15 protein-coding genes and 1 rRNA gene are annotated in these 16,155 nt (G+C 52.5%); 3 read left to right on the top strand and 13 right to left on the bottom strand.

Translation table 11 applies throughout. The features are described from left to right. From OGX99_RS01360 to pepQ, 5 genes are all read right to left on the bottom strand, one after another. A 16S ribosomal RNA gene (locus tag OGX99_RS01360) occupies positions 1–363 on the bottom strand; the annotation flags it as partial. 376 nt (positions 364–739) lie between these two features. Beyond that, entirely contained in the window at positions 740–1,285 is a 546-nt protein-coding gene (gene hemG / locus OGX99_RS01355; protein ID WP_210905524.1) for a menaquinone-dependent protoporphyrinogen IX dehydrogenase, read from the bottom strand. Positions 1,286–1,296: 11 nt separating this feature from the next. Continuing rightward, the gene (gene trkH / locus OGX99_RS01350) at positions 1,297–2,748 is read right to left on the bottom strand and encodes a Trk system potassium transporter TrkH (protein WP_151220027.1); all 1,452 of its coding nucleotides are present in this window, start codon (positions 2,746–2,748) and stop codon (positions 1,297–1,299) included. A gap of 38 nt (positions 2,749–2,786) precedes the next feature. Then, a complete protein-coding gene (locus OGX99_RS01345) occupies positions 2,787–3,401 on the bottom strand; it encodes an IMPACT family protein (protein ID WP_151220028.1) in 615 nt (204 codons plus the stop codon). Beyond that, on the bottom strand, positions 3,401–4,732 hold the full coding sequence (pepQ, locus tag OGX99_RS01340; RefSeq protein ID WP_151220029.1) for a Xaa-Pro dipeptidase: 1,332 nt from the start codon (positions 4,730–4,732) through the stop codon (positions 3,401–3,403). Before pepQ ends, OGX99_RS01345 begins: the two co-directional genes overlap by 1 nt. A gap of 188 nt (positions 4,733–4,920) precedes the next feature. On the opposite strand from pepQ, the gene fadB reads away from it, so the two are divergent. Together fadB and fadA are read left to right on the top strand one after the other, a co-directional pair. Beyond that, on the top strand, positions 4,921–7,110 hold the full coding sequence (gene fadB / locus OGX99_RS01335; RefSeq protein WP_286542361.1) for a fatty acid oxidation complex subunit alpha FadB: 2,190 nt from the start codon (positions 4,921–4,923) through the stop codon (positions 7,108–7,110). Positions 7,111–7,119: 9 nt separating this feature from the next. Continuing rightward, entirely contained in the window at positions 7,120–8,283 is a 1,164-nt protein-coding gene (gene fadA, locus OGX99_RS01330; RefSeq protein ID WP_151220031.1) for an acetyl-CoA C-acyltransferase FadA, read from the top strand. A 184-nt stretch (positions 8,284–8,467) separates the two neighbouring features. On the opposite strand, the gene fre is transcribed toward fadA, so the two are convergent. Together fre and ubiD are read right to left on the bottom strand one after the other, a co-directional pair. Continuing rightward, positions 8,468–9,169, bottom strand: a complete 702-nt coding sequence (gene fre / locus OGX99_RS01325; protein WP_151225768.1) for an NAD(P)H-flavin reductase — start codon at positions 9,167–9,169, stop codon at positions 8,468–8,470. Between the two features lie 40 nt (positions 9,170–9,209). Beyond that, positions 9,210–10,703 (bottom strand): 4-hydroxy-3-polyprenylbenzoate decarboxylase, encoded by a 1,494-nt coding sequence (gene ubiD, locus OGX99_RS01320; RefSeq protein WP_187254155.1) that lies wholly within the window; start codon positions 10,701–10,703, stop codon positions 9,210–9,212. A 204-nt stretch (positions 10,704–10,907) separates the two neighbouring features. Between ubiD and rfaH the strand changes: the two genes are divergently transcribed. Then, on the top strand, positions 10,908–11,396 hold the full coding sequence (gene rfaH, locus OGX99_RS01315) for a transcription/translation regulatory transformer protein RfaH (RefSeq protein ID WP_151220032.1): 489 nt from the start codon (positions 10,908–10,910) through the stop codon (positions 11,394–11,396). Between the two features lie 4 nt (positions 11,397–11,400). On the opposite strand, the gene tatD is transcribed toward rfaH, so the two are convergent. From tatD to ubiJ, 6 genes are all read right to left on the bottom strand, one after another. Continuing rightward, entirely contained in the window at positions 11,401–12,183 is a 783-nt protein-coding gene (gene tatD, locus OGX99_RS01310) for a 3'-5' ssDNA/RNA exonuclease TatD (protein WP_151220033.1), read from the bottom strand. 41 nt (positions 12,184–12,224) lie between these two features. Beyond that, positions 12,225–13,016, bottom strand: a complete 792-nt coding sequence (tatC, locus tag OGX99_RS01305) for a Sec-independent protein translocase subunit TatC (protein WP_003017884.1) — start codon at positions 13,014–13,016, stop codon at positions 12,225–12,227. Positions 13,017–13,018: 2 nt separating this feature from the next. Then, complete coding sequence (gene tatB, locus OGX99_RS01300) at positions 13,019–13,567, bottom strand: Sec-independent protein translocase protein TatB (protein ID WP_151220034.1); 549 nt, start codon at positions 13,565–13,567, stop codon at positions 13,019–13,021. A gap of 3 nt (positions 13,568–13,570) precedes the next feature. After that, positions 13,571–13,825, bottom strand: coding sequence for a Sec-independent protein translocase subunit TatA (gene tatA / locus OGX99_RS01295; RefSeq protein ID WP_003017888.1), 255 nt, complete (start codon positions 13,823–13,825; stop codon positions 13,571–13,573). 78 nt (positions 13,826–13,903) lie between these two features. Further along, positions 13,904–15,544 carry a ubiquinone biosynthesis regulatory protein kinase UbiB gene (gene ubiB / locus OGX99_RS01290; RefSeq protein ID WP_151220035.1) on the bottom strand — a complete coding sequence of 547 codons (1,641 nt, stop codon included), beginning with the start codon at positions 15,542–15,544 and terminating at the stop codon, positions 13,904–13,906. Next, positions 15,541–16,146, bottom strand: a complete 606-nt coding sequence (gene ubiJ / locus OGX99_RS01285; protein ID WP_252839015.1) for a ubiquinone biosynthesis protein UbiJ — start codon at positions 16,144–16,146, stop codon at positions 15,541–15,543. Before ubiJ ends, ubiB begins: the two co-directional genes overlap by 4 nt. Positions 16,147–16,155 lie beyond the last annotated feature (9 nt).

The raw sequence follows: 16,155 nt of genomic DNA, 5'->3' as shown, positions 1-16,155 counted from the left end.
TCCCCACTGCTGCCTCCCGTAGGAGTCTGGACCGTGTCTCAGTTCCAGTGTGGCTGGTCATCCTCTCAGACCAGCTAGGGATCGTCGCCTAGGTGAGCCGTTACCCCACCTACTAGCTAATCCCATCTGGGCACATCCGATGGCAAGAGGCCCGAAGGTCCCCCTCTTTGGTCTTGCGACGTTATGCGGTATTAGCTACCGTTTCCAGTAGTTATCCCCCTCCATCGGGCAGTTTCCCAGACATTACTCACCCGTCCGCCACTCGTCACCCAAGGAGCAAGCTCCTCTGTGCTACCGTTCGACTTGCATGTGTTAGGCCTGCCGCCAGCGTTCAATCTGAGCCATGATCAAACTCTTCAATTTAAGTTTGATGCTCGTGAATTAAACTTCGTAATGAATTACGTATGTTCACTCAGAGACTTGGTATTCATTTTTCGTCTTGCGACGTTAAGAATCCGTATCTTCGAGTGCCCACACAGATTGTCTGATAAATTGTTAAAGAGCAGTTGCGACGCGCTTTAGCGCTCTGTCGCGAGGTCCCGTATATTACGTTTTCCTCATTCAGAGTCAAGCATTTATTTTTGCTTTTCTCTACGAAGTTCTCAGTGGAACCCCGCTGACCCGGCGGCTTGTAATCCGTTGTTCCGTGTCAGTGGAGGCGCATTATAGGGAGTTATTTCAGGCTGACAAGGGGAAATTTAAAATAATTTTCCGAGTGATTATTTTTTATACTTTACGTTTATTTTGACACCGTTTTGTGGGTTAACTGAGCGATTTCCCGCGCGAAACCCGCAACCTGTTCCCAATCGGTATACACCACTTCTTTATTCGCATCCGTTTCACCGCCTGACATCTTCATTATCAGTTGGATCATAACGCGGTCATACCAGCGATAACGGGGATACCGCAAAGCACCGGCAATAACTGCGCTACGATCTGGCCGCCACGGCGAACTCATCAGGAACTTGCGCGCATAGCTGTTAGTTTGAGGCGTACGTTTTTCCGGTTTACGGGCAACCAGGTTAACGGAGTAGAACGCACTCGGCATCGCATTCAATCGCGTGGCATGCTTTTTCACAAATTCCTGGAAAGCAGCATGGTAATGACCATAGCGAATCGAGGCGCCAATCACCACGCTGTCATAATTTTGCCAGTCGGGCTCCGCGGTACGATGCAAATTAAGCACATCCGCCCAAACACCCAGCTCTTTGAGCTCAGAAGCCAGATACTCGGCGATTTCGCGCGTTTGTCCGTCCCGGGAAGAAAAAAGAATCAGTGTTTTCACGTGTTACTCCATTATTCACGCCAGAAGGTAGGTGTAAAAAGTACCAGCAGAGTAAAGACCTCCAGACGACCAAACAGCATATTGGCAATCAGGATCCACTTCGCTACGGGGTTCATACTGGCAAAGTTGTCGGCAACAACCCCCAGCCCGGGCCCCAGGTTATTCAGCGTCGCGACCACAGAGGCAAACGCAGAGAAGTCATCTACGCCGGTCGCAATAATCGCCAGCATACTGATAATAAAGACCAGCGCATAAGCAGAGAAGAATCCCCATACGGCTTCAAGAATTCGCTCCGGCAACGCACGATTCCCCAGCTTGATACTGTAAACCGCATTCGGGTGTACCAGTCGTTTCAATTCACGGTTACCCTGTTTAAACAGCAGCAGGATACGAATCACCTTCAAGCCACCGCCCGTCGACCCGGCACACCCGCCGATAAACGCAGAACACAGCAACAGCACCGGTAGGAACAGCGGCCAGCGGGCAATACTATCTGTAGTAAATCCGGCAGTCGTCGCCATCGACACTACCTGGAAAAAAGCCTGGTTGATGGTCGTGAGCGCCGACCCATAGGTATTATGTATCCACAACACCAGCGTACAGACAACCACCAGCGTCAACTGTACGCCGATGAACATACGGAATTCCGGATCGCGCCAGTAGACCTTCAGACTACGCCCGCTTAATAAAGAGAAGTGCAGACCATAGTTACAGCCGGAGATCAGCAAGAAGATAGCAATAATCGTATTAATCGTGGGACTGTCAAAATATCCCACGCTGGCATCGTGTGTGGAAAAGCCGCCGATAGCAATTGTGGCAAAGCTGTGCCCAATGGCATCAAACGCGGGCATCCCGGCAAACCATAGCGCCAGCGCGCAGGCCACCGTCAGTAATACATAGATAAGCCACAGCGTTTTTGCTGTTTCGGCAATACGCGGGCGCATTTTATTATCTTTCAGCGGTCCGGGCATTTCTGCCCTATAGAGCTGCATGCCACCCACGCCAAGAATAGGCAGGATAGCCACTGCCAGCACGATGATCCCCATCCCGCCGAACCATTGCAGCATCTGGCGATAAAAGAGAATCGCGTGTGGCAATGAATCCAGCCCCACCAGCGTCGTCGCACCTGTGGTAGTTAATCCGGAAAAGGATTCAAAAAAAGCGTCGGTTATCGTGAGGTTAGGACTTTCCGAAAAAATGAATGGCAACGCACCCACGCTCCCCAGCACGGTCCAAAATAAAACAACAATCAGAAATCCTTCGCGCGATTTCAGCTCGCCCTTCTCTTTACGGTTTGGCCACCACAGCATAGAGCCAATAGCCAGAGCAACGAAGAAAGTTTGGGTAAATGCACGCCCAGCCCCATCGCGATAAATGAGCGCTACCAGTCCGGGGATAATCATTGTCCCCGAGAATAAGATGACCAGTAGTCCAACGATTCGGGTGATGGCGCGAAAATGCATCTCTGCCGCTTCCTTAGTTCTTTAAAATGAGGTGGGGATTATTCTTCAATCGCTAACAATTGCAATGAACCACGACTAAAATCCGCCAGTTTTGCCGAAAATCCATCCACTTTGGCATAAGGAAGCGCCACCCTGAGCCGAACAAAAGCCTGGTAATCACTGGCAATGACTTTACCGTCAAACTGCCCCAACAAAGCTTCAATACCTGCCAACTGACCGTACTCACACTGCAAAGTATATTCGGTTAATGGCGTCTTGCGCTGTGTCGTTAACTGCCGCAGCGCCTGATTCACACCACCACCATAGGCTTTTACCAGTCCCCCCGTACCCAGAAGGATACCGCCGTAGTAGCGCACCACCACCGCGGTAATCTCACCGACGCCGCTCCCCATCAGCTGTGCGAGCATCGGTTTGCCTGCCGTACCCGCCGGTTCGCCATCATCGGAAAATCCCAGCTGTTGCGAGTCATTGGGCGCACCCGCCACCCACGCCATACAATGATGACGGGCGTCCGGGTGTTCCGCTTTAACTGACTCAACAAACGCTTTTGCCGCTTCTACACCGTCCGTATGGGCGATCAGCGTAATGAAGCGGCTTTTTTTGATCTCTTCAACGACGCTTACCGGCGCCGCAGGGATTAACCAACTGTCCATTACGCCAGTTTTAAATCCCGGGTCATGTTTTCGATATTGTTTTCGTGGACCACCACGTTGTCCTCAATACGAATACCGCCGAACGGTTTCAGGGCTTCGATTTTCTGCCAATTGAAGTGTTTGCTGAACTGCCCTTCACGCCACGGTGCCAGCAGCGATTCAATAAAATAGATGCCCGGTTCGATCGTCAAAACCATGCCCGGTTGCAAAATGCGGGTGCAACGCAGATAAGGATACTTCGACGGCGCAGCCAGGTGGGTACCGCTGTCATCCTGCATAAAGCCAGCAACATCATGTACCTGCAGGCCCAGCGGGTGACCAATACCGTGCGGCATAAACGGCCCGGTAAGATCGTTTTCAACCATCGCTTCTTCACTCATATCGGTGATAATTTGATGCTTACGTAGCAGTTTCGCGATGCGCTGATGGAACTGAATGTGGTAGTCCACATAGCTGGCGCCCGCTTTCATCGTGGCAATCAACGCCAGTTGCTCGTCATTCACATCCTTCACCAGATGCGCATAGTCATTGTCGCTTTTCGCCGACCAGGTGCGCGTCAGGTCTGCCGCATAGCCGTTATATTCCGCACCTGCGTCCAGCAGGAAGCTACGGATTTCAGACGGAGCCTGATGATCCAGCTTGGTATAGTGTAAAACCGAAGCATGCTCGTTAAGCGCCACGATATTGCTGTACGGCACGTCGGTGTCGCGATGACCGGTAGCCGTCAGGTAAGCGAGGTTAATGTCAAACTCGCTCATTCCGGAACGGAACGCTTCTTCCGCGGCACGGTGTCCATTCACCGCCATTTTCTGCGCTTCGCGCATACAGGCCAGTTCGTAATCCGTTTTATAAGCACGGTAATAATGCAGGTAGTCGATCACCCCTTTCGGGTTGATGTTACTGGCCGCGATGTCCAGTTGCAGCGCGCGTTCCGGAACGGGACCGATGTAACCGATATTGCCGCGAGCAGCAGGCAGTTGGCTACCAATACCATCCGCTTTTGGCAGCGCGATGATCTCGATCTCTTCCGTCCAGAAGGAGGTCGGCAGCGGCTCAACGTTGTGCCAGTAATCAACCGGCAGGTAGAACCACAGCTTTGGCTTATTCACACCATCCACCAACAACCAGCAGTTAGGAACCTGCGTTACAGGCACCCAGGCTTTGAACTGCGGATTGACCTTAAACGGATATGGATGATCGTCGAGAAAGACGTTAATCAGCTCACCTGAATGAATAAGTAACGCATCCAGCTTATAGCGTTCCAGCGCGTCGCGCGTCCGTTCTTGTAGGGTAACGATATGATTTTTATAGAGTGCGGCCAGTGATTCCATTTTCTATCCTTCTGTTTTTTTGACCTCAAGTCTCCGCATCTTAGCACATCGCCTTGTGAGTGCGTGATTTCTACCGAGCGTGATCAAATCGTCATTTCTTTAATCATTCATTTGCATTTTTTAACACAAAATACACACTTCGATTCATCTGGTATGACCAGATCACCTTGCGGATTCAGGAGACTGACATGCTTTACAAAGGCGACACCCTGTACCTCGACTGGCTGGAAGATGGCATCGCCGAACTGGTGTTCGATGCCCCTGGTTCGGTCAATAAACTCGACACGGCCACCGTTGCCAGCCTGGGCCATGCGCTTGACGTGCTGGAAAATCAACCGAATTTAAAAGGGCTGCTGCTGCGTTCTAACAAAGCAGCCTTTATTGTTGGTGCCGATATCACCGAATTCCTTTCACTGTTCCTCGTGCCTGCAGAGCAGTTGAGCCAGTGGCTGCATTTTGCTAACAGCGTCTTTAACCGCCTCGAAGATCTGCCTGTTCCGACCCTCTCAGCGGTAAACGGCTACGCACTGGGCGGCGGCTGCGAGTGTGTCCTGGCAACCGATTATCGCCTGGCAACACCAGACCTGCGCATCGGCCTGCCGGAAACTAAGTTGGGTATCATGCCGGGCTTTGGCGGCTCCGTACGTATGCCACGTATGCTGGGCGCAGACAGCGCTCTGGAAATTATTGCTGCGGGTAAAGATGTTGGCGCTGAGCAGGCGCTGAAAATCGGCCTGGTCGATGGCGTAGTGAAGCAAGACAAACTGCTTGATGGCGCGATTGCGGTATTACGACAGGCAATTAATGGCGATCTCGACTGGAAAGCCAAACGTCAGCCGAAGCTTGAGCCGTTGAAGCTCAGCAAAATTGAAGCGGCCATGAGCTTTACCATCGCTAAAGGTATGGTGGCGCAGACGGCAGGTAAGCACTATCCCGCACCGATTACCGCAGTGAAAACCATTGAAGCAGCGGCCCGTTTTGGTCGTGAAGAAGCGCTGAATCTGGAAAATAAAAGCTTTGTGCCACTGGCGCACACCAGTGAAGCTCGCGCGCTGGTTGGGATCTTCCTGAACGATCAGTTCGTGAAAGCCAAAGCCAAAAAACTCACCAAAAATATTGATGCGCCAAAGCAAGCGGCAGTGCTGGGCGCAGGTATTATGGGCGGCGGCATCGCGTACCAGTCAGCCTGGAAAGGCGTGCCGGTTGTGATGAAAGATATCAATGACAAATCATTAACGCTCGGTATGACCGAAGCAGCCAAGCTACTGAACAAACAGCTTGAACGCGGCAAAATTGACGGTCTGAAAATGGCGGGCGTGATTTCCACCATTCATCCTACCCTCGACTACAGCGGTTTCGAACGTGTGGATGTGGTAGTTGAAGCGGTCGTGGAAAATCCGAAAGTGAAAAAAGCGGTGCTGGCGGAGACTGAAGACAAAGTTCGCCCGGATACGGTACTGGCTTCGAATACCTCCACCATCCCAATCAACGAACTGGCCAGCGCGCTCAAGCGCCCGGAAAACTTCTGTGGGATGCACTTCTTTAACCCAGTACACCGCATGCCACTGGTTGAGATCATTCGCGGCGAGAAAAGCTCGGATGAAACCATCGCCAAAGTTGTCGCATGGGCAAGCCAGATGGGCAAAACGCCAATTGTGGTCAACGACTGCCCCGGTTTCTTCGTGAACCGCGTGCTGTTCCCGTATTTTGCCGGTTTCAGCCAGCTGCTGCGCGACGGAGCGGATTTCCGCAAAGTCGACAAAATCATGGAAAAACAGTTTGGCTGGCCAATGGGTCCGGCTTACCTGCTGGACGTGGTGGGTATTGATACTGCACATCACGCGCAGGCGGTAATGTCTGCAGGTTTCCCACAACGGATGCAGAAAGATTATCGCGACGCGATAGACGCCCTGTTTGATGCTAACCGTTTCGGGCAGAAAAACGGTCTTGGATTCTGGCGCTATAAAGAAGACAACAAAGGCAAGCCGAAGAAAGAAGAAGATGCCACCGTTGATGGTTTGCTGGCAGATATCAGCCAGCCTAAACGCGACTTCAGTGATGAAGAGATTATCGCCCGCATGATGATCCCAATGGTCAACGAAGTGGTGCGTTGTCTGGAAGAAGGCATTATCGCCAGTCCGGCAGAAGCCGATATGGCACTGGTGTATGGCCTGGGCTTCCCTCCGTTCCACGGCGGCGCGTTCCGCTGGCTGGATACGCTCGGCAGCGCGAAGTATCTCGATATGGCTCAGCAGTATCAGCACCTTGGCCCGCTGTATGAAGTTCCGGCTGGTCTGCGTGATAAGGCGCGCCATAACGAACCGTATTATCCCCAGGTTGAGCCTGCCCGCCCGGTTGGCAGCCTGAAAACGGCTTAAGGAGTCACAATGGAACAGGTTGTAATTGTTGATGCGATCCGTACCCCGATGGGCCGTTCAAAAGGGGGGGCGTTTCGTAACGTGCGGGCAGAAGATCTCTCCGCACACTTAATGCGTAGCCTGCTGGCGCGTAATCCGGCACTGGATCCAACCGCGCTGGATGACATTTACTGGGGCTGTGTGCAGCAAACGCTGGAGCAGGGTTTCAACATCGCCCGTAACGCCTCGCTGCTGGCGGAAATCCCGCACTCCGTTCCGGCGGTCACCGTGAACCGCCTGTGCGGTTCATCAATGCAGGCGCTGCACGACGCGGCACGTATGATCATGACCGGCGATGCACAGGCGTGCCTGATTGGTGGCGTGGAGCATATGGGCCATGTACCAATGAGCCACGGCGTTGATTTTCACCCGGGCATGAGCCGCAACGTAGCAAAAGCTGCGGGGATGATGGGCCTGACCGCAGAAATGCTTTCGCGCATGCACGGTATCAGTCGTGAAATGCAGGACGCCTTCGCCGCACGTTCACACGCCCGCGCCTGGGCCGCCACACAGTCCGGCGCCTTTAAGAATGAAATCATCCCAACCGGTGGTCATGACGCAGACGGCGTGCTGAAGCAGTTTAACTACGATGAGGTTATTCGCCCGGAGACAACCGTTGAAGCGCTGTCCACCCTGCGTCCGGCGTTCGATCCGGTGAGCGGAACGGTCACTGCGGGTACCTCCTCCGCGCTCTCCGACGGCGCAGCGGCAATGCTGGTGATGAGCGAAAGCCGCGCCCGTGAGCTGGGTCTGACGCCGCGTGCCCGTATTCGTTCGATGGCTGTTGTCGGCTGCGACCCCTCAATCATGGGTTACGGTCCGGTTCCGGCCTCAAAACTGGCGCTGAAAAAAGCGGGACTCTCCACCAGCGACATCGGCTTGTTTGAAATGAACGAAGCCTTTGCCGCCCAGATCCTGCCGTGCATTAAAGATCTGGGGCTGATGGAGCAGATAGACGAGAAGATCAACCTCAACGGCGGCGCGATCGCCCTGGGCCACCCACTGGGATGTTCCGGTGCGCGTATTAGCACCACCCTGCTCAACCTGATGGAACGCAAAGACGTGCAGTTTGGTCTGGCGACGATGTGTATCGGGTTAGGGCAGGGCATCGCAACGGTATTTGAGCGAGTTTAATCAAAGATAAATTCCCCTAAATAATTCGCGCTGCATCGCGGCGGCAACTGAGCGAATCCCCGGGAACATAGATAACTATGTGACCGGGGTGAGAAAAGGCAGCCAACAAAGAAGCAGTGTGAATTATGACGGGGAAAGGTTTAGTTGCCGTTCTTCCCGCCTGTCAGGGGCGGGTTTTTTATTACTAAATGAATGCAAAAGCATCGCCAAACAGACGGTCTTCACGCGCACTGCGTTCATTGCAGAACAGATCGCGCGCGATTTTGGCCATCTCGAAACGACCAGCAATGTAGATATCGTGTTCCGCCAGAGTACCGTAATCCTGCAATACTGCCGTTAACACGGTGCCCGTACGACCACGCCAGCCGTCTTCAGGCTGTTCCACCACCGGCTCAACGCGCAGGTTCGGGTGATTAACTGACAACGCTTCCAGCTCAGAGAGATCGTAGAGATGTTTCTCTTCGCGCCCACCCCAGTAAATGGTGATATCGCGGTTGGGATTACGCGCCAGCGCGGTGAGCAGAATGGAACGCACGTAAGAAAACCCCGTGCCGCCTGCGATCAGGATCAACGGGCGCTCGTCTTCATCACGCAGCCAGGCTTCGCCATGCGGAATATCGACCTTGATCTCCCGGTCTTTCAGAATGCGGTCCATCACGGCCATGGCATAAAGATTTAGCTCAGAAGCGCCAACGTGCAGCTCAATGAATCCTTTCTCGTCCGGCGTTGATGCCATGGAGAACGGACGCTTATCCCTTTCGTCCATCACGACCATTAAATACTGGCCAGCACGAAAGGAAAACGCCGCGTCAGGCACTAAACGAACGCGATATACGGTGTCAGTGATAGCTTCTACCGAGGTCACTTTACAGCTTAAGGTTGTCATGCGCTCTCTCTGTCGGATCAATAGGCAAAATGATCGCGCCTCAGGCGCTTTTGCCGTCATTAAAGATGGCCAGTTCATCCCAAATAGCGTCAATACGCGCAGTCACTTCAGGATCTTTTTTAATCGGACGTCCCCATTCACGTTGGGTTTCGCCCGGCCATTTATTTGTGGCATCCAGCCCCATTTTTGAACCAAGGCCGGAAACCGGCGAGGCAAAGTCCAGGTAATCAATTGGCGTATTCTCTACCAGTACCGTATCCCGGGCAGGGTCCATACGGGTAGTAATTGCCCAAATCACATCATTCCAGTCACGTGCGTTGACGTCATCATCGCAGACAATAACAAATTTGGTGTACATAAACTGGCGCAAAAACGACCAAACACCCATCATGACGCGTTTAGCATGGCCAGCGTACTGTTTTTTCATCGTCACCACTGCCAGACGGTATGAACAGCCTTCCGGAGGCAGGTAAAAATCGACGATTTCCGGGAACTGCTTTTGCAGAATAGGAACAAATACTTCGTTCAACGCCACGCCGAGCACTGCTGGCTCATCAGGCGGACGTCCGGTATAGGTAGAGTGATAAATAGCATCTTCACGCTGGGTAACATGCGTTACGGTAAAGACCGGGAAGCTATCTACTTCGTTGTAATACCCGGTATGATCGCCATACGGCCCTTCCGGGGCCAACTCACCCGGCTCGATATACCCTTCGAGCACAATTTCAGCGCTGGCGGGTACTTCCAAATCGTTGGAAATACATTTGACCACTTCGGTCTTGGTACCACGTAACAGCCCGGCAAATGCATACTCGGATAATGTATCTGGGACGGGCGTGACGGCCCCCAGAATGGTCGCAGGGTCTGCACCCAGCGCAACTGAAACCGGGAAGCGCTCACCAGGATGCGCCGCGCACCATTCCTGATAATCGAGCGCTCCGCCGCGGTGGGACAGCCAGCGCATAATGAGCTTGTTTTTGCCAATCAACTGCTGGCGATAGATACCCAAATTCTGCCGCTCTTTATGCGGGCCGCGCGTTACGGTTAGCCCCCAGGTAATCAGCGGCGCCGCATCTTCCGGCCAGCAGGTCATAATCGGAATACGATTTAAATCAACGTCATCGCCGGAGAAGACCTTTTGCTGACAAGGCGCACCGCGCAACCGCTTAGTCGGCATGTTCAGCACCTGCTTAAACTGCGGCAGCTTATCAAACAGGTCGCGGAATCCTTTCGGTGGCTCTGGCTCTTTCAAAAACGCCAACAGTTTACCGACTTCCCGTAATGCCGAGACATCTTCTTGCCCCATACCCATCGCAACACGCTTCGGTGTGCCAAACAGGTTACACAACACCGGCATTGAATAGCCTTTAGGATTCTCAAACAGTAACGCAGGCCCACCGGCACGCAGGGTGCGGTCGGCAATTTCAGTGATTTCCAGGTGGGGATCCACCTCAAGCGAAATGCGTTTGAGCTCGCCCTGCTGTTCAAGCAGCGTCAGGAAGTCGCGTAAATCGTGATATTTCATGGCGTCCATTGTGGCCTCTTCGTAAGCGCTTCATTATACGGCGTTCATCATTGTGATGCTGTATTTTTGTTAAATTAGCGTGAACTCTGGCGATGCATTTAAGCTCTGGGAGTATATACCCATTGGGTTTCAGCCTGCTTTGAGACAGGTATAATTAACTTAACTCATGGCTTTTGCTATGCTGGCGCTCAGAACAAGCGGATAAGAGTTATTATGCAAGCCTGGTATTTACTGTACTGCAAACGTGGGCAACTTCAGCGAGCCCAGGAACACCTGGAAAGGCAGGCGGTGAACTGCCTGACGCCTATGATCACCCTGGAAAAAATGGTGCGCGGTAAACGTGCCACGGTCAGTGAACCGCTATTCCCTAATTACATGTTTGTCGAGTTCGACCCAGAAGTGATCCACACCACTACCATCAACGCCACGCGTGGTGTCAGTCATTTCGTACGCTTCGGCGCAACGCCAGCGACCGTCCCTTCTCCCGTTATTCACCAGCTTTCCATCTACAAGCCTGAAGGTATTGTTGATCCTCAGACCCCTCAGCCTGGGGACAGTGTGATTATCACTGAAGGGGCGTTTGAGGGGTTAAAGGCGATTTTCACCGAGCCGGATGGCGAAGCGCGCTCCATGCTGCTGCTTAACCTGCTGAATAAAGAGATTAAGCAGAGCGTGAAAAATACTGGCTTTCGAAAAATATAAGCCATTAGAAGGCCACTTCGAACAGCGTTCTGACGTTAGCATCAATGGTTGCTGACAACCATTGAGGATCTTCTCCGCGCCAGTGTGCAATACGCTCAAGAATATGTGGCAGGTGCGCCGGTTCATTGCGCCGTGAGGCTGGTTTCGGCATTAAGTCGCGAGGAAGTAGATAAGGCGCATCGGTTTCTATCAGCAGTCTTTCCACCGGGATAAACGGCAGCAGCTCCCGTAGTTCCATTCCCCGGCGCTCATCACAGACCCATCCGGTAATACCGATATAAAGTCCTCGGTCCACGCAGTCCTGCATCTCCTGACGCGAGCCGGTGAAACAGTGCAGCACTGCGCCGGGGAGGCTATCCAGCCACGGCTCCAGTAATGTCAGAAAACGCGCATGCGCATCCCGACAATGCATGAAAATCGGCATCTGCAGTTCAGCGGCAATGCGAAGCTGTGCCTCAAACGCACGCTCCTGCTCTTGCGGGGTGGAGAAATTACGATTGAAATCCAGGCCGCATTCACCAATAGCAACCACCTTCGACTGGTTTGCCAGCGCGATAATCTCGTCTTCCGTTGAGGATTGCCATTGACTGCTGTTATGGGGATGCACGCCAGCCGTGGACCAGCAATGCGGATAATGTTGCGCCAGCTTTAACGCTTGCTGACTTTCGTGCAGGTTTGTTCCGGTCAGAAGCATACCGTTTACGCCCGCAGCAAAGGCGCGCGCCACGACCTCATCCCGGTCTTTCGCAAATTGTGAACTGGTTAAATTAACGCCAATATCAAACATGCTTCCTCCCATATGACAACCGCCCTGACGGGCGGTTGAATTTATTCTTCAGTTTTCTCAGTGGCTTCGGCTTCTTTTGCTTCTTCAGCCTCGTTGTCCTCATCTCGCGTACGTCGCTTACCGACATAGAAACGGGAGAAGAAAACACCCACCTCGAACAGGCAGTACATCGGTATCGCCAACAGCGTTTGCGAGAAAACATCCGGCGGGGTCAGTAACATCCCGACGACAAATGCCCCAACTACAACGTAAGGACGTTTCTTGCGTAAATCGTCAGGCGTCGTAATGCCCATCCAGCATAGCAGGACGATGGCAACCGGAACCTCAAAAGAGACACCGAAAGCCATAAACAGCGCCATGACGAAGCTGAGATAGCTGGCAATGTCCGTCGATACCTGTACACCTTGCGGAGCCGTGTTGGCCAGAAAACCAAACGCCAACGGGAAGACGACAAAGTAGGCGAATGCCATGCCGATATAAAACAATAACGAACTGGAAACCAGCAGTGGCACCACCAGGCGACGTTCATGTTTATACAAAGCTGGCGCAATGAATGCCCACACCTGGTAGAGGATCACTGGCGCTGACAGGATCAGCGACACCATGAAGGTCAACTTGATCGGGGTAAAGAACGGCGAGGCCACATCAGTGGCAATCATCGTTGCGCCCTGCGGCATCTGTTTAATCAGCGGCGCTGCAACCATATGGTAAATGTCGTTGGCAAAATAAACCAACGCCAGAAAGATCACGATTACCGCAATAATGCAGTTCAGGAGTCGCTTACGCAGCTCAATAAGATGCGTGATGAGCGGTTGGGTATCTTCTACAGACATGTTTACGGTTTATCACTCGACGAGGGTGAGGATTCGACAACAGGTGCGGCAGCTTTCTTTTCTGCATCCATCAACGTGGCGGAAGCGTTTTCCGTCGGCTCTGGCGTTGTAGCACCCGTGGATTCCGGTTTTTGCTCCGGCGAACTGGCCTGGTTTTCAGCGGCGGCAGGGGTGACCCCTTCTCGCTGCGCTTCACCTTCTTTCACCACCGGATTGTGGATAGTGTGCGCTTCATCGCTCGCTTTCTCAGGATCGTGCACGCTGTATGAACGCTTCATCGATTCTGCCGCTTCACGCAGCTCATCCATTGAGGCTTTCAGCTCCGGGGTCAGATTTGTCAGGCTCGCTTTCTCTACTTTCTTCAGGCTGTCCTGAAACTCCTGAAGCTTAAGCTCCTGGGTCAGTTCATTCTGAACAGTAGTTGCCAGGGAACGTAAAGCACGCACCCAGCCAGCAACCGTTTTTACCGCTACGGGTAATCGTTGCGGCCCCAGAACGATGAGGCCGATCACGAACACCAATAACAGTTCGCTAAAACCGATATCAAACACGGATTATACCTGCTCTTTATCTTGGCTTTTGGCGTCTTCCTTTTTCACTTCGCCCTGCTTATCGGTGATGGATTTAGCTGTAAAATCAGCGTCCTGGCTGGTTTTATCTTGCTTAGGCTCATCATCACCCATCGCTTTTTTGAAGCCTTTAATCGATGCGCCAAGATCGGAACCGATGGAGCCGAGTTTCTTGGTGCCAAATAGCAGTACAACGATGACGGCAATGATCAACAACTGCCAAATACTGATACCACCCATACATGTTCCTCTGTCATAGATGATGAATTAATAAGGCCGTAGTATACGTTACACGGCCTGCCTTGGGCGATGAAAAATTCAGCGCATTTTGCGCCAGCCGATTAACCAGGCCAGGACACCGCCTGCCATCAACCAGCCCGGCATAAGCCCCCACTCAGGACGGCTTACCAGCAGGAATGTTCCACTTAGCAACAATGTTGCGCCAATGCCCAATAAATAACGGGATTGTCCCTGACGTACATGATTCGCGTGAAGCTCGCGGGCAATCTTATCAACACTGTGCTGTAAATATTTGCCCTGGCGCAAACTGTCATACACCAGTTCAGGTATTTCTGGCATTTTTTCGACCCAGAACGGTGCTTTTTCTTTAAATGCCCTGACAAGTGCCGGAATACCGACCTGATCTTTGATCCAGGATTCGAGGAATGGCTTAGCCGTTTTCCATAAATCTAGCTGCGGATAGAGCTGTCGTCCGACACCTTCAACATACAGCAGCGTCTTCTGAAGCAATACCAGTTGAGGCTGAACTTCCATGTTGAATCGGCGCGCAGTGTTGAACAGATTCAACAGCACATGACCAAAGGAAATTTCCGCCAACGGCTTTTCAAAAATCGGCTCACACACGGTACGAATGGCAAATTCGAACTCTTCAACGTTGGTATCCGGCGGAACCCAGCCAGAATCCACGTGCAGTTCAGCAACTTTGCGGTAGTCACGGTTAAAGAACGCGATGAAGTTTTCAGCCAGGTAGCGCTTATCTTCTTTGTTTAAAGAACCCACTATCCCACAATCAATACCAATGTATTTCGGGTTTTCAGGGTGCTCATAACTTACGAAAATATTCCCGGGGTGCATGTCCGCATGGAAAAAGCTGTCACGGAAAACCTGAGTAAAGAAGACCTGAACACCGCGTTCAGCCAGCAACTTCATATTGGTGCCGTTCTTCTCAAGCGTGGCGACATCTGAAACGGGAATACCGTAAATGCGCTCCATCACCATCATGTTCTGACTGCAATAGTCGGAGTACACTTCCGGGATGTACAACATCGGGCTGTCTTCAAAATTACGTCGCAGCTGAATCGCGTTCGCTGACTCGCGCAGCAAATTCAGTTCATCAATCAACGTCTTTTCATATTCACGGACCACTTCTGTTGGCCGCAGGCGACGACCATCAGGCAGCAGGCGAGGAACCCAACGAGCAAGGCGATAGATCAGTTTTAAATCCGCTTTGATAACCGGCAGGATGTCCGGGCGAATAACTTTGATCACCACCTCTTTGCCATTCGATTTCAGCCGTGCGGTGTGAACCTGAGCAATAGATGCAGATGCCAGCGGCGTGATCTCAAAATCATCAAACCATTCTTCGACGGGCAGTCCGCCCATCGCTTCTTCGATTTGTTCTTTCGCGCGTTGCCCATCGAATGGCGCAACCCGATCCTGCAGTAGCGCTAGCTGATCGGCGATGTGAGGAGGGAAAAGATCACGACGGGTTGAGAGCATTTGCCCAAACTTGATCCACACCGGGCCAAGTTCCTGTAAAGCCAGTCTCAGCCTTTCTCCCAGTGGTTTATCTTTGTGTCGGTTGGGCATCCAGAACAGCGAGTAACGCCACAGCCGGAGCGGCAGCGTGATACGCATTTTAGGGATGAGTTCATCAAGGCCATAACTTAAAAAAGTGCGAATGATGAAATAAAGGCGCCGTACTTCACCTGGCGTCATTTGGCCTCCAGTTTTTCCAGCCGTGTTGCCAGAGATTCGACCGCGCGCTCAACGGCTGCCGTTTCTTCTGCAAACCATGCAACCTCAAGCGGACCAGGAGCCATGCGCCACTCTTCGGTGAGCGCTTCAGCAACATAGCGCTGCTGGCGTTGAATGTTGCGGCACAGGAACTTCGTTCCACCACGCAACACTTTGCTAACCCCTTCCGCGACGATATCGCCAGTATAGGGCGCTAACAGTTCAGCGGGATCAAACTCCGCCAGATCGGCCAACGCAACAAAGTTCTGTACGACCTGAATATCGCCCTGGACTTCCAGCTCACCGCTGCGAATAAGCGTGGTGAGTTGCTGCCGATCGCGTAGTTTCGGTAACACGCTGGCATGTGTGATTACGGTGCAATCGGCTTCGCCTTCCCATGCCCCCAGCACATCGACCTGGCGCTCACTGAACACCAGAACTAACGGTGTTGAAAATCCTTTGAGATCAACACGTAGCACTTTTCCCTGTAAACGCGTTCTGGCTGACTTAAGCGCAGGGGAACGGTACAGAAAGGTGTTGAGCAGATTTTCAACGCCTGCGGTCACTAAGGGTTTTAAAGGCATCCCCAATCT

The organism is Citrobacter sp. Cu096, assembly GCF_030332285.1.
In the GTDB taxonomy this organism is placed as follows: Bacteria; Pseudomonadota; Gammaproteobacteria; order Enterobacterales; family Enterobacteriaceae; genus Citrobacter; species Citrobacter meridianamericanus.
The sequence above is the reverse complement of the archived record's forward strand: the minus strand, read 5'-3'. Positions and strand labels throughout refer to the sequence as shown.

What these genes read in the sequence shown, in the direction of transcription:
- trkH (WP_151220027.1), bottom strand. Translation starts at nt 2,748, where the DNA reads ATGCATTTTCGCGCCATCACCCGAATCGTTGGACTACTGGTCATCTTA.
- OGX99_RS01345 (WP_151220028.1), bottom strand. Translation starts at nt 3,401, where the DNA reads ATGGACAGTTGGTTAATCCCTGCGGCGCCGGTAAGCGTCGTTGAAGAG.
- pepQ (WP_151220029.1), bottom strand. Translation starts at nt 4,732, where the DNA reads ATGGAATCACTGGCCGCACTCTATAAAAATCATATCGTTACCCTACAA.
- fadB (WP_286542361.1), top strand. Translation starts at nt 4,921, where the DNA reads ATGCTTTACAAAGGCGACACCCTGTACCTCGACTGGCTGGAAGATGGC.
- fadA (WP_151220031.1), top strand. Translation starts at nt 7,120, where the DNA reads ATGGAACAGGTTGTAATTGTTGATGCGATCCGTACCCCGATGGGCCGT.
- fre (WP_151225768.1), bottom strand. Translation starts at nt 9,169, where the DNA reads ATGACAACCTTAAGCTGTAAAGTGACCTCGGTAGAAGCTATCACTGAC.
- ubiD (WP_187254155.1), bottom strand. Translation starts at nt 10,703, where the DNA reads ATGGACGCCATGAAATATCACGATTTACGCGACTTCCTGACGCTGCTT.
- rfaH (WP_151220032.1), top strand. Translation starts at nt 10,908, where the DNA reads ATGCAAGCCTGGTATTTACTGTACTGCAAACGTGGGCAACTTCAGCGA.
- tatD (WP_151220033.1), bottom strand. Translation starts at nt 12,183, where the DNA reads ATGTTTGATATTGGCGTTAATTTAACCAGTTCACAATTTGCGAAAGAC.
- tatC (WP_003017884.1), bottom strand. Translation starts at nt 13,016, where the DNA reads ATGTCTGTAGAAGATACCCAACCGCTCATCACGCATCTTATTGAGCTG.
- tatA (WP_003017888.1), bottom strand. Translation starts at nt 13,825, where the DNA reads ATGGGTGGTATCAGTATTTGGCAGTTGTTGATCATTGCCGTCATCGTT.
- ubiB (WP_151220035.1), bottom strand. Translation starts at nt 15,544, where the DNA reads ATGACGCCAGGTGAAGTACGGCGCCTTTATTTCATCATTCGCACTTTT.
- ubiJ (WP_252839015.1), bottom strand. Translation starts at nt 16,146, where the DNA reads ATGCCTTTAAAACCCTTAGTGACCGCAGGCGTTGAAAATCTGCTCAAC.